The organism is Bilifractor sp. LCP21S3_F8, assembly GCF_052117805.1.
In the GTDB taxonomy this organism is placed as follows: domain Bacteria; phylum Bacillota; class Clostridia; order Lachnospirales; family Lachnospiraceae; genus Bilifractor.
Map to the genome: position 1 here is coordinate 1 of NZ_JBQKIK010000026.1, position 25,061 is coordinate 25,061.

The 25,061-nt window shown below is 39.9% G+C and carries 21 protein-coding genes; all 21 read right to left on the reverse strand.

Annotated features, from left to right (window positions below):
* Positions 1 to 95: 95 nt before the first annotated feature.
* Entirely contained in the window at positions 96 to 893 is a 798-nt protein-coding gene (locus ACTQ3A_RS11070) for a sugar phosphate nucleotidyltransferase (RefSeq protein ID WP_441494855.1), read from the reverse strand.
* 220 nt (positions 894 to 1,113) lie between these two features.
* On the reverse strand, positions 1,114 to 1,611 hold the full coding sequence (locus ACTQ3A_RS11075) for a VanZ family protein (protein ID WP_441494856.1): 498 nt from the start codon (positions 1,609 to 1,611) through the stop codon (positions 1,114 to 1,116).
* A 194-nt stretch (positions 1,612 to 1,805) separates the two neighbouring features.
* Complete coding sequence (locus tag ACTQ3A_RS11080; RefSeq protein WP_441494857.1) at positions 1,806 to 2,468, reverse strand: hypothetical protein; 663 nt, start codon at positions 2,466 to 2,468, stop codon at positions 1,806 to 1,808.
* 367 nt (positions 2,469 to 2,835) lie between these two features.
* Positions 2,836 to 3,930 (reverse strand): acyltransferase family protein, encoded by a 1,095-nt coding sequence (locus ACTQ3A_RS11085; RefSeq protein ID WP_441494858.1) that lies wholly within the window; start codon positions 3,928 to 3,930, stop codon positions 2,836 to 2,838.
* 126 nt (positions 3,931 to 4,056) lie between these two features.
* On the reverse strand, positions 4,057 to 5,586 hold the full coding sequence (locus ACTQ3A_RS11090) for a BCCT family transporter (protein WP_441494859.1): 1,530 nt from the start codon (positions 5,584 to 5,586) through the stop codon (positions 4,057 to 4,059).
* Between the two features lie 86 nt (positions 5,587 to 5,672).
* Positions 5,673 to 6,575 carry an NTP transferase domain-containing protein gene (locus ACTQ3A_RS11095; RefSeq protein ID WP_441495320.1) on the reverse strand — a complete coding sequence of 301 codons (903 nt, stop codon included), beginning with the start codon at positions 6,573 to 6,575 and terminating at the stop codon, positions 5,673 to 5,675.
* Between the two features lie 7 nt (positions 6,576 to 6,582).
* Positions 6,583 to 8,325, reverse strand: coding sequence for an NTP transferase domain-containing protein (locus tag ACTQ3A_RS11100; RefSeq protein WP_441494861.1), 1,743 nt, complete (start codon positions 8,323 to 8,325; stop codon positions 6,583 to 6,585).
* A gap of 105 nt (positions 8,326 to 8,430) precedes the next feature.
* On the reverse strand, positions 8,431 to 9,276 hold the full coding sequence (locus ACTQ3A_RS11105; RefSeq protein ID WP_441494862.1) for a LicD family protein: 846 nt from the start codon (positions 9,274 to 9,276) through the stop codon (positions 8,431 to 8,433).
* Positions 9,276 to 10,697 carry a lipopolysaccharide biosynthesis protein gene (locus tag ACTQ3A_RS11110; RefSeq protein WP_441494863.1) on the reverse strand — a complete coding sequence of 474 codons (1,422 nt, stop codon included), beginning with the start codon at positions 10,695 to 10,697 and terminating at the stop codon, positions 9,276 to 9,278. The genes ACTQ3A_RS11105 and ACTQ3A_RS11110 overlap by 1 nt, the downstream gene beginning before the upstream one ends.
* On the reverse strand, positions 10,681 to 11,811 hold the full coding sequence (gene wecB / locus ACTQ3A_RS11115) for a non-hydrolyzing UDP-N-acetylglucosamine 2-epimerase (RefSeq protein ID WP_441494864.1): 1,131 nt from the start codon (positions 11,809 to 11,811) through the stop codon (positions 10,681 to 10,683). Before wecB ends, ACTQ3A_RS11110 begins: the two co-directional genes overlap by 17 nt.
* A gap of 372 nt (positions 11,812 to 12,183) precedes the next feature.
* A complete protein-coding gene (locus ACTQ3A_RS11120) occupies positions 12,184 to 13,107 on the reverse strand; it encodes a hypothetical protein (RefSeq protein WP_441495321.1) in 924 nt (307 codons plus the stop codon).
* A gap of 277 nt (positions 13,108 to 13,384) precedes the next feature.
* Positions 13,385 to 14,683, reverse strand: a complete 1,299-nt coding sequence (locus ACTQ3A_RS11125; RefSeq protein ID WP_441494866.1) for an O-antigen ligase family protein — start codon at positions 14,681 to 14,683, stop codon at positions 13,385 to 13,387.
* Positions 14,680 to 15,597 (reverse strand): glycosyltransferase family 2 protein, encoded by a 918-nt coding sequence (locus ACTQ3A_RS11130; RefSeq protein ID WP_441494867.1) that lies wholly within the window; start codon positions 15,595 to 15,597, stop codon positions 14,680 to 14,682. Before ACTQ3A_RS11130 ends, ACTQ3A_RS11125 begins: the two co-directional genes overlap by 4 nt.
* A complete protein-coding gene (locus tag ACTQ3A_RS11135; RefSeq protein WP_441495322.1) occupies positions 15,572 to 16,915 on the reverse strand; it encodes a glycosyltransferase in 1,344 nt (447 codons plus the stop codon). Before ACTQ3A_RS11135 ends, ACTQ3A_RS11130 begins: the two co-directional genes overlap by 26 nt.
* A gap of 22 nt (positions 16,916 to 16,937) precedes the next feature.
* Complete coding sequence (gene cps2T, locus ACTQ3A_RS11140; RefSeq protein WP_441494868.1) at positions 16,938 to 18,176, reverse strand: beta 1-4 rhamnosyltransferase Cps2T; 1,239 nt, start codon at positions 18,174 to 18,176, stop codon at positions 16,938 to 16,940.
* Positions 18,177 to 18,369: 193 nt separating this feature from the next.
* A complete protein-coding gene (locus tag ACTQ3A_RS11145; protein ID WP_441495323.1) occupies positions 18,370 to 19,896 on the reverse strand; it encodes a sugar transferase in 1,527 nt (508 codons plus the stop codon).
* A gap of 78 nt (positions 19,897 to 19,974) precedes the next feature.
* Entirely contained in the window at positions 19,975 to 20,892 is a 918-nt protein-coding gene (locus tag ACTQ3A_RS11150) for a hypothetical protein (protein ID WP_441494870.1), read from the reverse strand.
* 55 nt (positions 20,893 to 20,947) lie between these two features.
* Positions 20,948 to 21,685, reverse strand: coding sequence for a CpsB/CapC family capsule biosynthesis tyrosine phosphatase (locus ACTQ3A_RS11155; RefSeq protein ID WP_441494871.1), 738 nt, complete (start codon positions 21,683 to 21,685; stop codon positions 20,948 to 20,950).
* Between the two features lies 1 nt (position 21,686).
* Complete coding sequence (locus tag ACTQ3A_RS11160; RefSeq protein ID WP_441494872.1) at positions 21,687 to 22,415, reverse strand: CpsD/CapB family tyrosine-protein kinase; 729 nt, start codon at positions 22,413 to 22,415, stop codon at positions 21,687 to 21,689.
* On the reverse strand, positions 22,416 to 23,240 hold the full coding sequence (locus ACTQ3A_RS11165; protein ID WP_441494873.1) for a YveK family protein: 825 nt from the start codon (positions 23,238 to 23,240) through the stop codon (positions 22,416 to 22,418). It lies immediately after the preceding gene.
* A gap of 53 nt (positions 23,241 to 23,293) precedes the next feature.
* Positions 23,294 to 24,811 carry an LCP family protein gene (locus tag ACTQ3A_RS11170; protein WP_441495324.1) on the reverse strand — a complete coding sequence of 506 codons (1,518 nt, stop codon included), beginning with the start codon at positions 24,809 to 24,811 and terminating at the stop codon, positions 23,294 to 23,296.
* Positions 24,812 to 25,061 lie beyond the last annotated feature (250 nt).

The following is a 25,061-nucleotide window of genomic DNA, read 5'->3' on the forward strand; positions in this document are numbered from 1 at the left end:
CTAATCCGCCCGCCGGCCATACCGGGCTCTGCTCCGTGACAACTGGGCTGATCTGCCGTTAATGGTGGGCTAATTAGCCGTGAAGAGCGGACTAATCACGCGAAATATACAAGAACCTTCACAGACATCTTTCCCTGCTCCAGCAGTTCACCGATGAGGATCGGAATCAGATATTCTGCTTTCTGCGGATTACCCGGTACTTCTTTCTCGAAGAACTCCTTGAAGCCCTCCTCCAGCACATCCAGAAAATCAGGAGTCAAGCCCCACATATTCATGGATACCAGAGAATTCACATCAACAACCACACCGTCTGCCTCTGCTCCATCTGCAGTCTTTACGATGTTCTTGGTTTCCACAACATCAGTCAAGTTTCCATTCTCATCCATCTTGCAGATACCACGAGTCACACCACCGTTATCAGACAGCGTGTTCTTCAGAACGAAACCAGCCATGCAGGACTTGCCGCCATTCACCAGATACTCATGGACGGCCTTGAAGCCTTCCTTGCCATAGTAATCGTCTGCGTTAATGACGATGAATGGAGTTTTAATTACGGCCTTCGCTGCAAGCACAGCCTGACCGGTTCCCCACGGCTTTGTACGGCCTTCCGGAAGTTCTCCCGGAATATCGTTGATATCCTGGAAAGCGTAATCTACTGTTACGTTATGAGAAGAGCAAATGGTGGCAATTCGATCCCCAATAATCTCTTTAAACTCTTTCTCGATATCTTTGCGGATGATAAACACTACATAGTTAAAACCTGCCGCAATCGCATCATGGATTGAGTAGTCCATAATGATATGTCTAGCATCATCCACTGGCTCCAACTGCTTAATTCCCGTTCCGAAGCGGCTACCGATACCGGCTGCCATAATAAGTAATGTTGTTTTCATTTTCTCTCCTATGCTCGTGTGTTGATTTATAATTAAAACTGCCCCACCCCTGGAGATGGAAAGTACCTAGCCATTGCAACAGCATGGAACCGTTCTACTTTTATTCTACCGTGCTGCCATAACCTACCCCATTCATCTATTGCCAGGATAGTCGCTACAGCGTTACTTATTCAGAATGCGGAGAAGGTACGGGTAATGAGAAGTTGAGGAGGTGGGAACATCACCTCTGTTTGAACTTATGCCACTCATGTCTTGCTACATACACGAATAAGATCCCGATCAGATATCCCATCACATCAAACGGAATGTCTGTAATGTCGAATTCGCGTCCCGGGACAACGATCTTACTAAGCTGGTCACATATCGACACAACCGCGCAGAATACTACAGCCAAAAGATATGGATGTTTCTTGCCCCACACAAGGAAGAAAAAACTTGACGCCACTCCCATCAACAGGTATTCAACTGAATGGGCAAACTTCCGGACGAGAATGTAGAAGGCATACCAATCTGCCGTGGTGTGATTCAATTTGTTATTCACCTTCGAAATTACATTGACAAAATGCATAGCAAGCGCAGCTGACGCTGAGCCTGGTTGTAGCGTAAACGCAATGATGAGAAGGATGGATATGATTACAAATAGGATGGAAATGTACTTTTTAAACAATAAATCAAATTCACCTCTATCATTAGTTATTGTGGAAGAGAGCTGGTCCATAACTAACTCGGGATTGGTTAGTAAATACCTACGGTATCAGTATTCCGAAAAGAATGAAACGGAATAGTGGTAATGTGGTAGTGAAATCACGGTACTGCTTATGTGGATTAGCGGTCTTTTGAGTGCGGAGTATTCAAGTTGTCTCGTTAGCGGTGCATAGCGCTCTTAACAGGAAATCGGACCTATCAGCAATATTACTTGCGCTTATCATCCTGTTTACAGAGATGTCCTGTAAAAGTCTTAAGAGTGAGCTTGGTCTTGAAATATTTACTTCCTGTTATTACCTCATCTATTCTGATATACAATGGAGAGTCGATAGGAGCCTTTTCTAATTTATATAAAGCGTGATCCAACTTGTCTTTAAGTAAGTAATACGAGAAAGATTCCCCCTGATCGAGTCTTACCGGAAACTTCGGTGTAAAAGCTTGTAATAGAGAATCTAAATTGATAGCTCCAATAAAAATATCCCCATTCTTTTTGGGGTTTCCAAAGTGAAGATATAAATTCGTTATCGATATCGGTTTAACTCCGACATTCTTTACTGTGACAATATATGCATCAATTCTATCTACACCTGGCATCTGACTTAACATAAAACCAGTCGACGCCTCTACCTTTATCTTTACTTTCTGTGGAAGTAAAAATGCAAGCATGGAAATCACCAAGGCTATTGCTCCAAAAATAGATCCCGCCCAGCTTCCAATTGCTCCGATAATTGACCAGCGCAGCGATTCAACTTCAAAATTTGTTGTGGAGTTGACGTTCTTCAGAATTACGGACGTTTTGTAAATCAGACCACATATTGCCGACGCTGCTAAAATAAAACCTACAATCAATAAAAGCCTTTTATTTTTCAAATATGATCACCTAATACTTTTCTGATGAAGTGCAGCGATGATGCTATAACCTTATACATATCATAATTAACGGTGCCTGACGCCGATATTCTCCGCTTCTATGATAAACTCGTCCCCTATCGATGTGATTTCAAGAAAGTTTGTTTCTTCATCTATATTTCTTCCGGACTTTTCTCGTTTATAAACAGTGAATCTTTCATGCGTATTGTATTTTGAAAAGCCGATACGGATAAAACACCCTATGAGAAAAACAATAAACGTTACTGCTGTGATAATTGATGAAATATAAGAGATAGTTTGCATCATATAGATTTAGCCTATATCATTTTTATATTGCTAGGCTTTAACACCATCATCATTGTCAGCATTACTTTTCCTGTATAGTTCTTCTCTGTAGCTTGAAGCATTTGGGCCTTCTAATCAAAAAATTAAGTTTTCCATTTAGTAGTAGTATTATTGGCATTTCTATTCCCAGCATAATTGCTAAGCAGGCAATTCCATACAGCCACGATTTTTCGTTATTTAAGTATCTCCCTACCAGCAATTGGCTAAGAACAGTTATTTTTAATGAGCTATGTGTTACAAGAAGAATTAACGAATTCCTTCCAAGATAAATCAATCCCGGGACACTATGGTTCTTAAACAAGAGGCATAATCCAATTGCACCGCAAAATGATGCAGCCAAACACAGCAGTGAGTTTCCCCCATAATCAATTATTGAAAAATTACTTTCTCCATTGAGTTCTGCAAATAGTAATGATATCAGCAAAAAAGTAAAGCCAACAAATATAGGCTGAATCTTTTGACTTCCTTTTTTTAAGATCCTATAGAAGTCAAACCCAGCAAATAAAAACACACTACATACAAGAGCTCTTATAAGCGAAACAAGTAACAGTGATATTGCTGTGGACATCTTGTACATTTGAGAAACATTGCTATAAGAAATGCCAGCAATAATGAATCCGATTTCAAACGATGCTCTAACTTTTAATGGAAAATCTTTAAGCTTTAGATATACCCATACGGCTATAATGTATGATCCTAAGTACCATAAAGCATGTATTCCATATAAGATAACTGTCTTATATGCGTCCAGTAGTACCATCTTACAGCTATAATAAAAACTATCTGAATCTATATAAGTCAATAAAGCATCAGTGAAAGTCGCACATATACTAAATATTAAATATGGCCATAGAATTTTATTGACCGTATATCTAAAAGAACTAATTTTTTTGTTTCTATAGGCAAAAAGCAATCCGGATAAAACGAGAAACACAGGAACATGAAACGTACATACCCAATTAAATAAGGGATTCACATCCTTAATAACATGCCCCCACATGACCAAAAGTATTGCTAAGCCTTTAACAGAATCAATCCATTCTATTCTGTCTGTCTGTCTGTCTGTCTGTCTGTCTGTCTGTCTGTCTGTCTGTCTGTCTGTCTGTCTGTCTGTCAAGATTGTTTCCTGCGCCTTATCCAATGTCAACCCTTTCCCTATTCCTGAATGCAGCGTCACCTGTGTTGCGAGGTGCCGATATCATTAATTTCTAATTGTTGACTTCTGAGTGTGAACTTAAATATCCTATTTATTCTCCGTCCAGAAGCTCTTCAGTTCTTTCAATAAACTGGCCACGATCAAAATCATGACAATTCCTATAGGAAAAGCTGCTATAATACTTACACTTTGAATATTTGACATGGAACTGTCACTGAACAGCAGCGCAATCGGAAGTATGATTAATAGAATGCACCACATAAATTCAATCTTCTTTGATGGCTGCTGTCCATCCTCTAGGTGTTTATAGCTGTAGCAGGAACCGATCAGAGCAATGGAGTCAAAGCTTGTCGCATAGAACGCGATCATCGTGCAGATCAGCCAAATCAATACCACCGGCACGAGCGGCATCGTCTTTATCATGGTAATGATCAGATCATAGGTATTCGCACCCGCCTGATATTGTGCGATAAAATCAGCAGCACCGGCCATCTGCTTCCCCATGGAGTAATTACCCAGGATGATGAAGCTTACACATGTGCTTCCGACACCGAATACATAACCGCCTAATATTGTCTGCCGAATCGTACGTCCTTTTGAAATTTGCCCAATGAAGAATGGCGCCGCGATGCTCCATACCATCCAGTATGCCCAATAGTAGATCGTCCAGTTCTGTGGGAAGCTAGATGTACGGAGAGGATCTGTGAAGGTTGCCAAGTCCACAAAATGATTGATCATTCGACCGAAAGACTCGAGTCCCGTTTCAAGAATATATTTACTCTCTCCTCCAAATACCAATACATAAATCAGGAATCCGAAGAACAAATACATACAAGCATTTGCGAGATGGCTGATTCCTTTGATTCCGTGCAGAAGACTGTAAGTATAAATCACGCACGTGATGATCAGAATGACAATTGTCACTATTGTTCGATTTACTGTAATCCCGAAAAGTGACTCGATTGCCGCAGCCATAAGAGGCGTAGCTACAGAAAACGTTGTTGCTGTTCCCGCCAGGAGGGCAAATACTGCAAGCAAATCGATGATTCTCCCTGCCCATCCGTCTGTATGTTCTCCAAGAATTGGTCGGCACGCTTCCGAAAACTTCTGACGATTTCTTTTCCGTACATGAAGCATAAAGCCAAAAGCTACAGCTAGGACTAAATAAAAAGCCCAAGGAATAAAACTCCAATGAAAAAGAGGAAAGACACCTGCCCATTCCTGCACCGATCCCAGTTCACTGATATGTGGATCAGAAGCATACATAACCCACTCTGCAAAGGAATAAAACAGAATATCAGCGGCCAGCCCGCACGTAAACATCATTGATCCCCAGACCCAGAAGGAGTACTTTGGCTTCTCTTCCTGTCCGCCCAACACGATCGTCCCGTACTTTGATCCTGCAAGGTAAATGGATACGAAGAGAATCCCCAGCCCGATGATCAGATAATAAACACCAAAGGTATCACCAAAAACATATCGGATTTGCCCAACTATCTGATTTGACTGTTCCGGAAATGCAAAAAACAATGATGCCAGGGACAGAATCAGAATCAACGGAACCAGTGTAATAACCCAATCGATCTGTCCTGAGGCTTTTTCTTTTTTCCTTTTCATGATCTTATCCTTTCTTGCTTTGTTCGTATTCTCTATATATTGTCATTTCGTGGACATCAAGAGTAAAAACCTCTATCTCATTAAAATTAAGAGACTGGAAACTTATCTCTCAATCCTCCATCATACAGATACGAATAATGATGCCCGCTTACATCAAAGGTAAAACCAATTGCTTCTGTTGATTTGGCATCCTTCAAACAATTGATATGAACAATATCCGCTTCTGTCACTCCAAGTTTCGATGCAAGTGCCCTCAAGATGCGTGAGTGCGTGCTGTTCATATAGCTTTCGTCAAATGTCCGAAGCTCATCTAGTGTGTCAAATTCAAAGATGTAGTTAGCCGGATACTTTCTGATTTTCATACGTAGATGATCGAGATGCTCAATATAGATGTCTTCCCAAAGCTTTTCAGACGTTTCTGGTTCATCATATACCTCATCCAGAATTGCCCGAAAGGCAGAGGAAAACCTCTCATCCCAAAAGGTATGCCCTAACATATACCAGGCATTATCACCACCGATCGTGACTTTTCGTATCCACCCGTCAGAATCCGTTTCCATACACCATTCGTTTGTCGGTCCATCGCTATAAACAGCTGCATAATATGCGCTGTCTACTTCTCTTTCAAATGGATTCTGACTAAAATAATTGTCTGCCGAACAAATATAGGTATTGGAAAGGATATTCTCAACCACCTTAATGCTGGCATTATTATTCCGAGTGTTATAGTCCGAATTGTTGACTAATTGAATTCCAAACTTACCTTTCAGGTACTGGAACTCCTTAGCCTTATACCCTGTTACAACAGTAATATCATTGATACCGCTTTCTTTCAGCTGCCTGATTTGACGTTCGATCAAGACCTCTCCCTTCACCGTAATAAGTCCTTTGGGTCTTTCATAGGAAAGTGGAGCAAATCTTGAACTTGTCCCCGCAGCCATAATGACTGCATTGTCAACGTGATACATCCCTTTATCCTCGTTCTCCATTGTGCGTTTACATGCGTTCCACAGCATACCGATAATAATCCTTTGCATATCGATACTGACGAAGGCTGTACTCACCGAATTCAACACCAAGATGTGCTTTGTATTCGCACCAATTGGACCAAAGCAGTCCGCAGATTGCGATATAACAGTATATTTTGGTTCTTACTTCTTCCGAACAGTTATGATCAAAATATATATCAATCAAATGATCGACCTGTTTTCTATCATAGAGACTGTAGATGCAGAACATTGCGATATCTACATGCGGATCCTGCATTCCAGCATACTCCCAGTCAGTGAGCTGCAACTGCTCTGCCCCCGAAGCATCTTGATAAAATAAGAAATTGTCTGGAACCGCATCAATATGTGTCAGGCAGTATTCTTCCCTATGCTGATCAATGTATGCTCTTAGTTTCATAACATTCTTCTTAGTTTGCCCATAATCCTGATACATGGATCCGGAGCCGTTCCACAGAGACTCGTAAAATTCTATATTCTCAAACAGATCAAAGGAATGGTTTACAATTAGCTTCTTATCGTGAAACCTTCGCAGAAGTTCCATGCATTTCTTTAAATCATCATCGTTATGTGGATCACATTCTCTGACGCCGTTTAAAAACTTCGTGATCTTATATCCATTCTCTGGATTGATATACACAGGATCATCGCAGAAATGGAACCCTCCGATCGTCTGATAAACGTCTGCTTCTTCTCTACGATTAATTAACTGATCCGTTCCCTCTCCTGGGATTCGCATAATATACTTCTCACCCTTGCATCGGAACAAAAATGACCTGTTTGTCATTCCTTTTTTTAGGATTGTGATATCTGTAATGTCTTTTGGTTCTGAATGAAAGACTTTCTCAATCGTATGGATCGCTTTCGAATTCAGCTGATTCGACTGATCATCCAGATCGCGAAGCTGCTCGTATGTGTTGATCTCGGCAACATCCGAAGCATGAACCACCTTCGCCGTTATAATCATTCGATCATCCTTATAAAGAGATGTTTCCCAAAAATCGTTGTCATGCCTATTATCCTTGCAAAATGAAGAAATCCTCTCTTTTACCCACTCACAATCAGATCCCGTCAAGTATGAGATACCAACCATAGCATTTCCGGCCTTATTGGTAAGCACAAGTTCATTTTTACGATTCACTCTGACATCAGAATCATCATCGATCAGATCGCTGACCATGTACCAGGAATAAAGCTCATGTCTACTAAATGGATTTTGATCACACCAGACATCGCAGGGAACTATATAGGTATTATGAAGATGATTCAAAGCCCTGTAGAGCGAATGAATGTTGTTCTTTGTGGCATACTCAGAATTAACGATGAGCTCCACATTGTATTTGTCCATGAGATACTCAAACTTTTCTTTCATGAACCCTACGACAATATAGATCTCATGAATACCCATTGCATGAAGCTGACGGATCTGTCTTTCAATCAGCTTTTCCGCATTGACCTCAAGAAATGCTTTCGGTGTTTCATGATTGATTGGTATCATCCTCATGCCAAATCCTGCAGCAAGGATAATGGCATTTTTCGGTTGCCTCTCATCCAGCAGCTTTTCGGTCTTGGCCGTTGCCTTCATCTCGTCGATATATCCATTCTTTTCCAATGAATTCAATGCTTTATTCACCACGCCAAGTGCGTGACCCGTATATGCAGCCAGTTCCCTTTGATTCTCAAAGGATCGTTGTGCAATTGCCAAAAGAACATCCGATTCTTGCTTGTTCATGGTATTCTCCTTGATAAATGTTCATGTTCTTTACTTATAATACTTTTCGTGAACATCGATGTCAAGAAAAACTTGTTGACCTTCTCTCTTGATAGGATATAGCTCCTATCTTCTATAAATTTTATATTCGTGTGTAGGGTGCCGTTCTTCCACCGGTGGGAGCTTCATATAATCTCCATAGTAAGCTCTCAAAAACGAATCATAATCCGATGGAATTTTTACTATTAAATTTTCAAACTGATGCATAAGAAAGCCATTAAACCATTCTTTTTTGCAAAGAACAGTCTTAAAATCCCACACAAGTTCCGCGACATTGTTGCCTTTATCATCATAGTACTGATCCTTAAGGTGCTCCATTTTATCCATGAAGTACTTCTGCCCTCTTATTTTTGAATAAGTGTGCATAATATATTTTATTAAGGATCGATACCATTTATTGTGCTTTGATCTTTCATAATGATCATCCGTAGACCACAAAATCATCTGCTGAAGATACGATCTTTTTTTATCTAATATTTTTAATTGTTGTGTGCTTAATTCACCAACTTGATCAAATGGATATATATCTACAAATATGCCCGAATCATATTCTTGTGTATTATTGTATACTGCTTTGTATCTCATATCATTGAATCTTGCAATATTGTAAGGATATTTAATAGTATTGTTTTTGCAAAGTAGTTTGTATGGTCTAATATTATCTTCGTTTTGAAGGCAGTATTGTTTAAACTTCTCATAGTCAGATCGAAGCATGATTATATCGCAATCATCGTCCCATGGAATAAACCCATTATTTCTTATTGCACCAATCAATGATCCAAAAGCTAAAAAATAATTAATTTTTAATTGATCACAAATATCAATAATCATCGATAAATTTTGCAAAGTAGTTTTGTGTATTTCATCTATCCCTAGTTCCGTGCTATCTTTTATACCTTTTTTTGAAAGCATTATGTTGACTCACCTTTTATAATCGTTCTTAAAATTTTCAATATGTCTTTAAAAATAATTCTATTTGTTGCAGTAATTATTGCTGCAATTATAAATTCTAATATGATCCAATACTTAAATTGGCTACACAAAAATACAACTTGCATAACCAGTAATATTATTATCAATGCAATTTTACCTTGATTTATTTCGAATTTGAATATTCTTCTAGTATCCAAAACTCTTAAAAAAAACATGACTGAATAGCCTATAAAAGTTGCTATTGAAGCACCATAGGCTCCCATCGAAGGAATCATTGCAAAGTTTAAACCAACATTGACGACTGCAGCAACCAAAGTTGTTACTAATAGCATTTTAGGTTTCATTGCACAAATGTAAATAGTCTCATAAAACTGTCCCATTACCTGGATAAATGAAGCAAGTAATAAAATCGAAGCAAATGGCCACGCGTTATAAAAATCATTAGAAAAAAGAAATTTTGCCAATACTTTTATAAAACATAACAATATGCTAGTAGCAACTGCGTATAGTGAAAAATACTTATGAAATACCGAAGAAAAAAATCGCTTTGAATTTTCCGATCCAAAATCTTCAACAGCAGAAATTTGCCATGAGGATGCAAATATGCCACCTACTATAGTTAAGATAGTCGGTATTTTATATGCTACGGAATAAATTCCTGTAAGTGATAAGCCATGGTAATAATTTAAAATGTATTTATCTGACGAATTGTTTATCCACCAGCTTATTTGATTTGGAATTAAAGGCAGGCAATAATTAATATATCGTTTAACTAACTGATTTGATATCCTAGTTGGTTTAATTAAATATCTGTAAAGCCTTTCTGTAATAAATATATAGCTCGTAGGAATCAAGCATGCAATAATTTGTGAATATAAATATCCTCGTACCCCTATTTTAAAAACTGCTAATAATAATATATTCGTTGTTACGCTACTCAGGGTAGATATTACGCCACTAATCGCATAATGAGAAACATGATCTAATCCCTTTATAAATTGCTGCAAAATCCAAAGCAGATTATTAACGAGATAATATACTAAAAATAAGCTGTAATAGTCTTTAAAAGAGGTATAATCTTGTAAGACAGGCGATATCAGTAATAGGATTAGATATCCAATTCCAGATATAGTTAAGGCTAATGTAAAAACCTGCTTTCGATCATTCGACCTATCTAACGTAAAACGAATAATACCTTCTGATGCAGCTAGCGTTAAAAAAGGAGACAATAAGCTAATTGTTGTGGTCATCAGATCAGATATGCCATAATCAGCTGTACTTAAATATGCTGTATATAAAGGTACCATAAAGAATGATAGAAGTTTCGATGCGAAATTACCAACTATCATCCACAACGTATTTTTGCCTAATTTTTTATATTTCTCATTGATAGTATTCATTCACGTATTTTCCGTACTCCAGTACATCAGCAATTCTTTCGCAAGCATGTCCGTCTCCATATGGATTTGCAGCATGTGCCATCTTATCGTATTCATCCTTATTATCAAGCAATCTAGTAAACTCTTTGTATATTGTATCTTCGCTTGTACCGACAAGTTTGAGTGTTCCTGCCGCTATTCCTTCCGGTCGTTCAGTAGTATCACGCATTACGAGTACTGGCTTGCCTAAACTAGGAGCCTCTTCTTGAATACCACCAGAGTCAGTAAGAATAAGATAGCTATTATGCATATAATTATGAAAATCCAGGACATCTAACGGTTCAATAATTCTTATTCTTTTATCTCTGTTATCGCCTTCCCCAAACACTTCATCTGCTACAGATCTCACAACTGGATTCAAATGTATCGGATAGATAGCAACCACATCATCATGCTCGTCAAGAACGCGTTTAATTGCCTTGAACATGTGAAGCATTGGACTACCAAGATTTTCTCTTCGATGTGCAGTAATTATTATAAGTCTTTTCCCTTTAGCCCACTCTATATTTTCATCAGAAAAATCCTTTCTGACAGTGGTCTTCAATGCATCAATTGCTGTGTTGCCTGTTATCCATATTTTCTTAGAATCTTTACCTTCCTTAACAAGGTTATCGTACGATAATTGTGTAGGAGCAAAGTTATACTGGCTGATTATGCTCACTGCTTCGCGGTTAAATTCCTCAGGATATGGAGAATAAATATTATATGTTCTCAGTCCTGCTTCAACATGGCCAACTGGGATCTGAAGATAGAAGCAAGCTAGAGCAGTTGCAAATGTAGTGCTAGTATCCCCATGAACTAAAACTACATCTGGACTAGCCTTAACTAAGACTTCCTGGATAGAATTCAAAATATTTGTTGTGATATCAAAAAGTGTTTGCCCCTGCTTCATTATTGCTAAATTGTAATCAGGAATAACATTAAAAACGTCTAGTACTTGCTGCAGCATTTCTTTATGTTGTCCTGTTACGCATACAATTGTCTGCAATGAAGGCCGTTTCTTTAACTCATTAACAAGGGGGCACATTTTGATCGCTTCCGGGCGTGTACCGAACACTAACATTATTTTTTTCAAATTTCGCTACTCCTTACTCAATGTTAAAAATACAATAATTATAAATTAATTTTAAATTAATATTCTTCTGCTTAGTCTTTGTATCTAGTCTTCCTTCTTTTTTATGCAATATCAATTATACAATTTTATTTGAACGCTGATATAGTTTGTACGATTCTCCTACATATTGAGTTATTTTCTAAGCTAACTAATTACCTATGCAAATATATGCAATATATTAGAATGCTCCTTCAAATTAGCAGGATAATGATAGATAAGACAAATTAGAATTATTTATTTATAGGTACTTCTCGATATGTTGCTTTATTAATGGAGTCTTATAATAGTCATACCCTCCCCCAAAAAGGAGTTCAAGCAATCTCGCCTTTATCTTCATGAGCAATTATTTTTAATCAAGTTCAAAATTTTCGAAGTTGCGGCTTTACATTGCTCTTCATAGCACAGATGATCTTTAAAAGCTTTCTTTTCATTATTAGAGAATTCAATTCTTTTATCATTATGATCAATAATGTACTCGATACATTGTTTCATTCCCTCACTATTGTTTTCTTTCATATAAACCCCTAGTCCATATTCATCAATCAGAGAATCAAGAGAAGGGTTGCCGGAGCAAATTACAGGTATCGCAAGTCCTATATATTCAAAAAATTTGGTTGGCGCTGCATATAATGTATTTACACTATAGTCGGGATCATAATATGTAATTCCAGCATCCGCATTATATATATGATCAAATACATCTTCTCTTGGAAGATTTCTAATTAATTTATATTTTCCGGGAATTTTTTGTTTACATTCAGTCTCTAGTTCGTTTAAATTGGCATCTGAACCAAAACAATAAAAGTCCATTTCAAACTTTCTATCAATCTCAGATAAAGCGTCAATTATTATGGAAAATTCTCCTTTTTCATGAACGCCACCAGCGTATGCTATTTTAGGTACTGAGTTCTTTGTCTTCTGCTTATTTAGAAATTTTTTGACCTCTTCATATGAAATTGTATTCAAGATCGTACATGAATCAATTTTGATACGATTATTAGTTATTCTCCACTTTTCTCTTTGATAATCGCATTCAATCATCAAATCTGCCAAATTGGGATGATTTACAAAATCTTTTTGAAGTTTTTGTAGTAACTCACTGTGTTTATTGTTGTAAATTTCAGTGAAATATATAATCAATTTTGTGTTTTTAAATAGTTTCTTTACTATTCTTGCAGAATGATAATGAAATAGATCATGACAAATAATTGTCTTATTTCTGTATTTAAAGCACTCTGACAAGCCTTTTAATCTCATATAATATGTGCGAACTTTAGGGATATTCATAAATGGACTTTCGCAGAAGGAATGAGTTCCTTTTCCCCACATATAATAAAGTGCACATGATTTTTGGGGAACTCTTGCCCAGCATTCAATGCTAATGCCCTGTTTAGAAAGGAACCGATACAAATATTTGATGCATGAATATGCATGTGTCGGATCAATAGCTGATAAGATAAGTACATCCTCATTTTTGTAATTCATACAAACATCCTCAAAATTTAATAGCAATTAAATGAATCGCTGTTATTATTTAGTTAATCGAATTAACAGGTTTTATATTATGCGTATGTATATATTGTAATGCAATTCCCACAAATAAATATGCAAAGCAAATAGCCTCCATATCTTGTATATGATTAGAGAAAAACATGACTATGCTTAAATATATCAATATTGTATAGCCACATACGCATAATCTATTCCCGTAATAATCAGATTTATTATTGAACATTCTAGAATATCTTCTGAATATTTGAACTAAAGAAGCTATGAAGAATACGTATAAGAAAGTACCCAGCCATCCCACATCAAGAGCTATTGTTAAATATGAGTTTTCCGAAGAAAATACTTGACTTGTCGTCAAATTACTGCTTGCCAATGCTCCCGCATGACCATATCCTAATCCCAGTGGATGTTTAACTGATTCTATAAAAGCAGCCTTCCAAATACCAGATCGTCCAGCAGACGATGATTCTCTTCCAGCAAATGTATCAGCAATCCATGTGAATATCTTATATAGAACCCCTGAATTTCCTTGAAAAATTCCCCAAATAATAAATGTAATAATCAAAACTACAATACTGAAATATACCATTTTTTTATGAGGAATGTATTTTCTTAGATACGCTACTAAAACAATTAACAGCGCCAAAAAATTCGAACGTGAAAACGAAAGTATATAGCCAGCAAAAATAAGGATAATCAGCATATTTTTGTGTTTTATATCAATAAAATTGTATAATATTATCGAAGCTATCAATACAATGCCAGAACATAGGCCATAAATATTTGAACTGCTAAATGTGCTGACAACTCTTTGAATACCAAGATTGCCAAAATAAAAAGAGTTATAAAGCATATCTCTTCCATATGCATAAGAATACACTAATGGATATCCTATTTTTCTTAAAAAAGTATCGCCTAAAATATCGGCCTGGAAAATACCCCAAGCAGATAACAAAGCTAAAAATTTTACCATGAAACTAATAATGTAATGATTGTAATTATCAATATCTATATTACTTATGCAAAATAGGAATATGATTGGGAAGTAGTATCTTCTTATAGCTAGTATTCCGGTAGCTTGTGAATTCGTGTTGTATAATGCTAATGCGCCCAAAATCATAAAGATTATTATAAAGTAGGCAGCCTTGCTCATTATTACTTTATTTTTCCTTACCGTTAATATGAGTAGCGATACAAGTAAAATGTCTCTGAAATAGCTTAGGGCAAGGCTATTTTTAAGAATAATTTCAATGGCCATGTAATTAATAGCTAACAGTATTATTAACAATTCAGTAATAGCCCTATCTATTTTATTATAGCTCATTTATTACTATTCCTATATTTTCGATCTGAATCAACAAGATTTAACAAAGTTTTACAACTATTTATACTATTTTTATATCTAAATCTTCTATTTCGCAATGGAGCTTTATAGCTTTCATCAGTAGATGAACCCTCTTCGTGATATACAATCAGTTCACTAATATATTTCATTTTCAACTTATCTCGTTGTATTATATATCTTAAAATATTTTCTTCGCCATACATGAATGTTCCGGGATATAAACCATCATATTTTTTTATATAAGATTTTGAAAAAATCAAAAAAGCTCCAAATAATTGATAATCATTATTCATCAGCAGCTTTCTGTCGCTATAATCATCTCCATCATCGTTATTCTTTTTACGAAATAGTCTTTGAAGTTGAATGTCTAAATTTAAAAAACTAAAGCAATATAGCACGTCTAATTTTAATAATCTTTTTTTTACATCGATAATCGAATAGTATTGTCTGCGCTCAGGATTCTGATGTTTCCCATCTTTTAGAGAAAGTATATTCGGACCAGCTATGTCAAAGTGGGCGTCGAAATAATTCGAAATTAATTTGTTTGCAAAATTTGTATCATATACATAGGTATCACTATTGGCTAATATTATGAAATCAGAATTTAAATGTGTCTTTGCATAAAGAAAGCCAACATTATTTCCCTTGGCAAATCCAATATTCTTCTCATTATGAATCAAAAAAACATTGCTATTTTCTTTAAACTCTGTACATATTTTTATATAGCTATCATCTGGTGAATTATTGTCGACAATGATGATATTAATTGACCACCCATTCGGGGCTTTTAATTTAAGTAATGAATTAATGCATTTTCTTGCGGATCCATATGCTTTATAAAGTAGCACCACAAAACTAATATTATTACTACCTGTTATTTCGATATAGTCCATATCTTACTATCCTATTAAATTCTCTTATTCCATAATCAAATTGTGATGAAATAATATTTTCATTCATTTGTTTTAGCTTCTCACGCGTTAGACTAATAAATGCATTTGCTAAAAGCGTTTTACTACCAGCCTCTACAACTATTCCACCACCATCAGGAATCACATCCTTGGCACCCACATGACTGCTCACAATAACCGGAACACCATAGCTCAGTGCTTCGATCACTGTGTATCCGAAGGTCTCGTTCCACACACTCGGCTGAATCAAGACATCGGTGTGATCCATGATGCTTCCAAGCTGTGAGTAATCATACCTTTCATGCGACTTAATGTAAGGTTCGCCCTCAACTGGCTTAAAGAATACGTTCAGCTCAAAGTTTTGTCTTACTCTCCAGAGTTCATCAAGAACGCTCTTTAAAACGAAGTATCCCTTTGCAGCACTCTGAGCAGATAAATATGTGATCCTAATCTTGTTTCCGAATTCCTTTTTCTTCCTGTGGTCCTTGATATCTCCATGGGTAATCGGAATCAGCACATTCTTCCTTTCACCCATGTATTTCTCATATACTCCCTTAGTCACAGAACTGTTGTAGTGAACTACATCTATCAGATCCAGAAGGCTTTTATAGTATTCCCTTAACTTCCGGTAATCCTCCGCTGTCCTAGTTGTTTCTCCCTCAACCACTTCTTGCCCACTTAGATACTCATCACGATGACCTTTTCGAAGTTTCTTCACAGCTGCACTATCCTTTAGCGTTCTATACACTGGACTCTGAAGTATCTGAATCTTTCTAAGCGAAAGCGCTGTCAAATTGCATTTCGGGCAGCTCTCGCAGGCATCTGCATCTGGGCAGATCATGCCATCCCGGAACATTGTCACTTTTGGGCAGATTGGAAAGAAATCATGTGTCGTGAACACCGTCTTAATGCCCATCTTCTTAGCTGCTACAAGCAAATTCTTGTGAAATCCCATCAGAGTGTGAATGTGAATTACGTTCGGATGCACAAATTGAAGGAATTGCTCATATACCTTCAGATCACCTTCGTCCGTGAATGCAGGTATATCAACAATTCCCTCATCATAAGAGACAGGCGTCGGATTGATGACCTCGAAGCTCGCGATACCATCAACACTCCCGTTCTTCTTTATTTTCGTATGTTTACCGAATAACTGAATCTCTCCCGGCCAGAGAAGCGATACCTGGTCTCCTTCCTTAACCTGCTCTTTCATGAGATCCATGCAGAATTTTGTAAGGCCGCCGGTACGATATGGTGGAAAGCCAAGCGAATAATGTAGTATATTCAATTTTCTAACCACCTTTCTTTCAATTTCATATCTATCACTTCGCCACAACTTTTGCAGCGACGTGTGCATTTTCCCCACAAAATATCTCTTCATACCGGTCAGCAATGAACTGCCAGCTGTATGCGTCCCTGATCCTCTGCTTTGCCTTTCGTCCGTACTCTTCCAATGCCGCATCTTCAAGCACGTCCACCCGGTCAATCAGTCCCGCCAGGTCTCCGTCTTTCTTGCTCCAGTAAAGAGCTGCGTTCTGACCAACTTCCTTATTAAAGCCAACGTCAAACAGAAGGTTCAAGCGTGTACTCCCCAGTGCTTCGAGGAGACTCGGATTCGTACCACCCACTGAATGCCCGTGGAAGTATGCATACGCCTGCTCTCTGATCTTCTTCAACAGCTCCTGATTATAAACCGTACCAACAAACTTAATTCTTGCGTCTTTCCTAAAACCAAGCTTCTCATCCAGCTCGTTCAGAAACGCATCGTTCTTTGTCGTGATGATCGCAAAGTCACGCTTTGTCTTGCTTTTCATGAACTCCCGGATCATTGTCTCGAAGTTGTTCTCAGGAACAAAGCGGCCACAGCAGTAATAGAACTGATACGGTTTCAGCCCCTGCTCTTTCAGCCAACCTGTGAACAACGGATCGGTATCCTCTAACTCGCTCGTTACCACATCCGCGCCGTAAGCGATGAATGTTGTGTTTGGGCTATATTTTCCGTACTCTTCTTTTATGTATTTCTCAATGTTGACGGAATCACAGACTAAGAGGTCAGCGTATTTGACCATGCCTCTCTCCGATTCCTTCCAATACTTCCGAACCGGTGCAGACCACTTTGCTCTCATCCACTCATGGCCGTCAGGGTTCACGAAGACTTTGCCGCCGAGCTGGTGAATCTCTTTTACGTATTTTTCAAAGAATGGTCCGATCCTGCACGCCAGAACATAAACGATTGGATGCTCGATATGATGTTTCTTGATATGGTTTATCGCCCATTTCAGAGAATCTATGTCATAGAAAATTGCCTGTGCGGACTTGAACTGCTCCTTCACTGGAACCTTGTAGCAGATTGCGTTTCTGTACTTGAAATGATGTGGGCTTACGGTCTTAGCACCTGGAAGTTTTTTCTCATCCATGCATCCCGTTCCATTTGCCTTGCACGCGATGTGGTAGCGTATATTCTGATTAGACGAGTGGTAATCGATTAATTTCATTACGAACGTTTCATAGCCGCCATAATTTCCTAACCCTTTTGATCCGATAATAAATACATCCTGCACCTGTCACTACACTCCCTCATTAAATAACTCTTCATATAATACGTGAAACACACTCTTCCATTCACCCGCGGGTCTAATCATTCTCTCGCCGTTCAATTGCTGACCAGCCCGTGAATGAATGCCGGAGTATGGAATACAAACAATCATAAGCAGGATACTGACACGGCCAGTGAGGAGAAGGCACCTGTTTATCTTAGGCGGCACCATTATCCTTTTTGAATACCAGAGATATTGTTTTAAACAGGATTTTAATGTCTCCACGAACGGACCAGTTGTCGATATACTGGCAGTCCAAGCGAACAACCTCTTCGAAGTCCTTGATATCGGATCTTCCAGAGACTTGCCACAGGCCGGTTATTCCCGGTTTCATGCTAAGCCTTCGCTTATGAAAACTGTTGTACTGATTGAATTCACTTTCGGTCGGTGGGCGTGTTCCTACAAGCGACATATCGCCTTTGAGGACATTCCAGAACTGTGGAAATTCATCCAGACTGGTCTTACGAATGAAGCGCCCGACCTTTGTAATGCGCGGATCATTTTCCATCTTGAACATCAGTCCGTTCATTTCATTTTTATCCATCAGCTCTTTCTTGCGGGCTTCTGCATCCTGATACATACTTCGGAATTTATACATCTTGAACTTTCTTCCGTTTTTACCAATTCGGATCTGACCAAACAGAATCGGTCCCGGCGAATCCTTCTTAATCATCGGTCCGAGAATGAGAAACAGGATCCCAGTGAACACCAGTCCGATAATTGAACCGATGATGTCAATGGTACGCTTCATAATCTGCTGCCGGATGTGTCTGCGAGGGCGATCAAGAATCAGCACCGGCCGACCACCGTAACCATACTTCAGTTCTCTGGTGTATACAGTCTGGTGTTCAATGATTCCGGTTTCTTCAGGCATCGACTCTTGTCTTTGCTCAGAAATTTCATACAACGCTTTTTCTGTAAAATTTCTTTCAAGACGACTGATCTCAGGCACATTCACATGTACACGGATTCCCATACAGATCATTTCTTTAATTGCATCCTGAATCTGGATCCGTTCCGCTTCCTCAACCTCAACGAAGACTTCATCAATGGCGTTCCTTCTCACATGTTCAATCAGGTTGCTTACAGTGGAACTTACAGGTACATTGCAGACATTTTCCGGTAAATCTCCATCCTCAACATCTACGAGGCAGATACCGACAAGCTTTCTGGCCCAGTCCTTCTTTAGTGTTAGTATCACCCGTTCGGCTCTTTTACTGTTGGAGATAACTCCGACATAAGTTGCGGATGACGTTTTATAGAAGTTTTTAATGACAACCGATGAGATATATTCCCATTCGATTGTCACAAGAACAAAGAAAATGAGTAATGTCGTCGCATAAAAATATCTAGAGGCAGATACTCCGTTCTTGGCAAAAATAAGCAGAATAGCCCAGAAGCTTGCAAGGAGTGCAGTTTCACGGAAAGCCCGCATGACGCACTGAGGAAAGCTCAGCCGTTGAAAATGGTAATTCAATTTTCGGAGGATCACATAAAGTGCCATAAGAATAGATACTGCGAGAGGAAGTGCAACATTCATCAGAAAGCTTCCCTGGAAGAACTCAGCAATTAATTTACCAGATGCTCTCAGAATCAGAAATGCGACAATACCACTGCAAAAGGTAATTAAAAGATAGGATATGAATACAACTTGAAATTCCAATTGCCGCTTCTTTGTATACATCCTCTTCTCCCACATCCGATAGTAAAAAACGAAATACTTAAGTTTCACTAATGCGTAAGCTCCAACAGATTTCTCCTGTTACGATATGTAATGGAGCTCATTCAATTTATCAAATACTGCCTGAGCGATTTCCTGTCTTCCATCATTAGTCATAAGTGCGGCAGTGACTTTGCTGTTCAGGCTGAGGTAATGATCGCCAAATGCCTGCGTCATTGCCTGATCGTATTCTGTGTGGTCCGTCACACTTGCAGGATAGGAACCGAGGATCAGATAATCCTTACTTCCATTCTGATAGGTGGCAAGAACCGCCTTTTCCTGCTCGATCAGTTCGTTGAGATCATCTCCCCAGCCGCCGTGATATCCCATTGTCAGAACAGGAAGATAAGACTGATCGTCCCGTGTCTTCATATACTGACTGAGATCAGCGCGCACAACGGTTTCATAATTATTTGTAAGACCATTTTGTTTATGCTTATTAATATAGTTCTGGACTGTCTGACTGTCAATACCGGCGAGAGACATCTGGGAAAGAGTACCGGCCATATCCCAGGTATCATCCTCCACGGTCATGCCGGATCCTGCCGCCTGAAGAAGAGCCTGTACCTTTGCAGGATAGCCATTGGCTTTATCCGCATCGTCTTCCATATAGCTGTCTCCGCGAAAGCTGATCCCCGTATAGGTTACAGTTTTATTCTGTTTATCGTCAGAGGAATCTGCAGATGCAGAAGTTACAGCGGATGAAACATCAGATGACGTATCAGAAGTTGCGGAAACAGCTTCTGATGATGAACTGTCTGACGAAGCTGAATCGGATGCTGCGCTTGTCTCATAGGTATTGTTTCCGTCCTGCATCATCGCCTGATTTGCCTTTGTCTCGAGTTCCTTTGTCATTCTGTTCTGACGGATGTGGCTGAAAGCCAGAAGTACTCCGAGTAAAACAGCCAGAATCACACAGCAAAAAGTGACCAGAAACCTGTTCGATCCATTGTTATTCATCGTTTCTCTGCCCTTCCCTCTCCTGAATCGGATACGTGATCGTTCTCGATATGATTTAGTCCCACATAGCGGCCTGGTAAATAGCCGCATTATTATCTATGATTTCATCTGCCTGATGACCCAGATGTGCTTTTCGAAGTACCTTCAATCCCTCTTCCATGTTCGGACATCGGGTATCCATGTTATGGGAATCCGTTCCCATAACCTGTGTGATTCCGTTTTTTACCATGGTCAGAGCACGGCGATGAGAGCTTCTGTGCAGCAGAGCTCCGGAATTCATCTGAATCAGAACATCCATCTCAAGAAGCTCTTCGATCGCGCTCTCGCCGGCATATTCCGGAAAACGCTCCAGATGCGCGATGATCGGACGTATTCCATTCGCAATGAGGGTTCGTACATCCCGCAGCGTACCGGAAGTCCATTTTTCAAATGGCATCTCCAGGAGCAGATAGCGGGAATGCCCGAAGCAAAGCTTCTCGAGATCCGGATCACAGACAAGACCATTATGGTAGGCGGCTTCTGCGCCTAGCTCGATGCGATCTGTCCAGTCAGGTATCTCTTTCTGAAGATAACCGCGCAGATCATCAAAAGCCTGCTGTCTTCTCTTCAAAAAGGCCGGAATAGATTCTGTCGGATAGTAATGAGGTGTTGCGATCAGACCGTCACAACCCTGGCGGATCTCCTCCCTGAGCATGCTGACAGACATCTTCAGGTTCTGAGCGCCGTCATCCATTCCCGGCAGAATATGCAGATGAAGATCATAAAAAGATGGTTTCTCGTGTCGAAACAGCATGTTAATTCTTATAATACCCCTTGTAATAACTTTTGTAGTGGCCTCCCTCAGTGGTCACATCATTGTATACGAAACCAAGAATCTTTGCGTCGGCGAGTTGCAGCTGCGCAAGTGTATCCTCCAGGGCAGGCATTTCCGTCGTCTGATGCCTTACCGCAAGAAGAAATCCATCGGTATGACGGGATATAATCGAGGCATCTGCTACCGTCGTAACTGGCGGAAGGTCAATCAGAATATAGTCATAAAGCTTACGGAACTGCTGTATTAATACGCTCATCTGATTGGACTGCAGCAGCCATGTCGGATCTGGCGGAATGTTGCCGGCAGGAAGAACATCCAGTCCGTTTCTCACGTTTCTGCGAAGCGCCTCCGCTACCTGACAGGCTCCGATTAGCGTATCGGAAAGTCCCGGCACAGAGCGGATACCAAGCTTTGTGCCAACTGTCGGAAGGCGCAGATCAGATTCAATCAGCAGAACTTTTTTGTTGATCTGAGAAAACGCGATTGCTGTATTAATGCATATGGTTGACTTGCCATCGTGCTGCTGCGCGCTGCTCACCGCTATGACCTTGCAGCCATTTCCCGGAAGGGAGAATATAATATTGGTACGAAGCGCCTTATATGCCTCCTGTATCGGCCAGGGGGATTTGTCGGACAGAATCAGCTTTGTCTCTGATTTTTCTATGGAATTGGAACGTCCGGTCAATCTTCTGTTATCGAATACGCCCATTTATCTGCGTTCTCCTTTCCGGCTCTGTGCCTTGTAATAATATCGCTCTTTTCCGGAATGCCCGTGCTCTGCCTGTTCATAATTCGGAATTGTTCCAATGATCGGAATACTGAAACGGGCTTCCAGTTCCTGTGCATCCTTGATTCGTGTATCCATCAGACTGCGGATGACAACGATTATCATCATCAGAACCAAACCAATGACGAATCCGGCCGCTGTATTTTTCTTCACGCTTGGACTATATGGCTGGGTTGCCATGACCGGCTTTGTCACGACCTTCATTGAGGATCCCTCTACGATGCTGGCAATATAATCCGGTGCAATTTCAGCGATGGCCTTGGAAAGCTGATATGCCTCTTCTGCTGAACCCATCGTTACATAGACGGTTACAAGCTGCGTATTCTGCTCAATTTCAGTTTCTATTTCATCTGATATGTCCTTATATTCATATTCAGAACTCAAGTTTGCCTTCTTGAGTGCATCTTCAACGACCGGACGGCTCTTCATTATTGATGCGTAGGTGTAGGTAAGGCTCTGTGCGGCACTGACATCTCCGCTCTGGAGGGTCTGAGTGTCTTCACTCGCTGTTGTACGGTTATTGACAAATGCGGTGAAGTAAGATCGATATGTAGGCTTGATCACAAATATCGTTACTGCCAGAGTGACAATAGCAAATAATAATGCTACCAAAAGGATCTGTCCGAAATTAGCTCCAATTGTGCGGAGCACATCCGAAAGATTGATCTGTATCACGTCATCATCCGGATTTCCTCTGTTGATCGGCGCCGTGCCGGTGGATTCCGCGTGTCTGCTATTGTCGTCCATCTAAATATCCTCCATTAATCTGCGTTTTCGAAGAGCTTATACAGTAATTTTCTTTATCCCTGTACATCTGAATCGGTCAGTGTCTCACCGTTTTTGACCTTGTCAATCAGATCCGCGGCTTTTTTGACCATATCCTTGTTCTCGTACATGACATATGCTTTCATATTGGGCATGGAATAGGTATATTCTGATCCACCGGTTCCTGTGGCGGCATAGGACTTCACGTTCCATGAGCTGCTGTCATCAAGTTGCATCTTTACAAGCGCGGAAATATCGTCTGAGCTCAGATTTGTGACAAACATTCCCTGCAGACTGTCCAGTACTTCATTGTAGTTAAGGAGAAGCTTTGCGCCTTCTCCGGAAAGTTTCTGAATCACTGCGGTAATGACGCGCATCTGGTTTCTGCCGCGCTCGTTATCTCCTGCATTGAACGAATATCTTTCTCTCGCAAAGACAAGGGCCTGCTTGCCGTCCATGGTATTGGGGCCCTCCTTAAAGGAATATCCCCGTGACTCAAATGCCTGCGGTGAATCTACCGTTATACCGCCGATGGCGTCGATCAGCGTCTCAAATCCTGTAAAATTGATTTGTCCGTAGTAGTCCACATTTTCCTGATACAGGTCAGACAGTCCCTTCATAGACACATTGATTCCGTAAATTCCGAGGTGTGTCAGCTTGTCCAGCTGGCCGCCTCCTGCCGGGTTCGGAATGTAGTAGTCACGTGGTGTATTCACAAGTAGTATCTGGCGGGTCTTGGGGTTTACCACCATCAGGATGTTTACATCGCTTCTGCTGGTGTCAAGCATCTGACTCCGGGTGTCTGACCCACTGATGTAGAAGACAAACGGCTGAGATGTGATATCCATATTTGCAGCTTCCTGATTGAGTCCGGTCGTTTCATCGGAACCTGAGGAGACCGCAGTTAATCCGGTATCATTCGCGTCAATGGTTTCTGTCTTCTCGATTGGAATCTCACAGAGGACTTTTGTTTTGTCCGAAAAATCTGTGAAATCATCCGTATCGGTAAGAGCACTGACATATGCCTCGTTCATAATGATTGCGTTTACGGATTTATCGTACAGTGCCTGTGCATTTTCGGTCATGGAAGGACGGGAAACCGTTTCGATCTTTGATCCAAGCTCGGATTCAATTGTTTGTACCGCCTGTGCCGTATTGTCCTGATCATAATCCGACATAACGCCAAAGCTGTAGTTCTTGGCTTCCTGAATGCTCTGCGCCGTGTCATCCTTAAGAACATACACACCGACCATCGCCTGAAGTGTCGTTTTGGTCGTTGTGACGGTCTGAACAGTCTCATCAACCTTGTACAGCATTAGCGATGCAGCTACAGAGCCAATTGACATCAGTGCTGCCAGCACACAGGCAATGACCCTTCTCACTCTTCTTGCTCTGTGAGGACCATGTCCCATACCGGCAAATAAAAGCAGACATGTCAGTAGAACCATCACCGCAAGTACAGCGACGGCTGCAGTTATATATTTATCCGGCAGCATGTTCAGCCAGATTAGCCGGTAAGCAGCAAACGCCTCCAGAATGATCTGTACTGCCAAAACGCTGCATGCAATTGGAAGCCATTTCTTTTTTGGTAACATAAAAAATATTTTCCCCCTAACCATGACTCATCCGGACAGAACAGATAAGAATGCCCATGAAAAGCCAAATTATCACAATGCTTTTATTCTACTCCTTTGTTCTTTTATCATGCAACCGAAAATTTATTACAAATATACCAATTATTGGCGAGCTATTTTATTTATAATGTATAATATCTGAGCCGCCGTCGCGGGTCAATATTCTGTT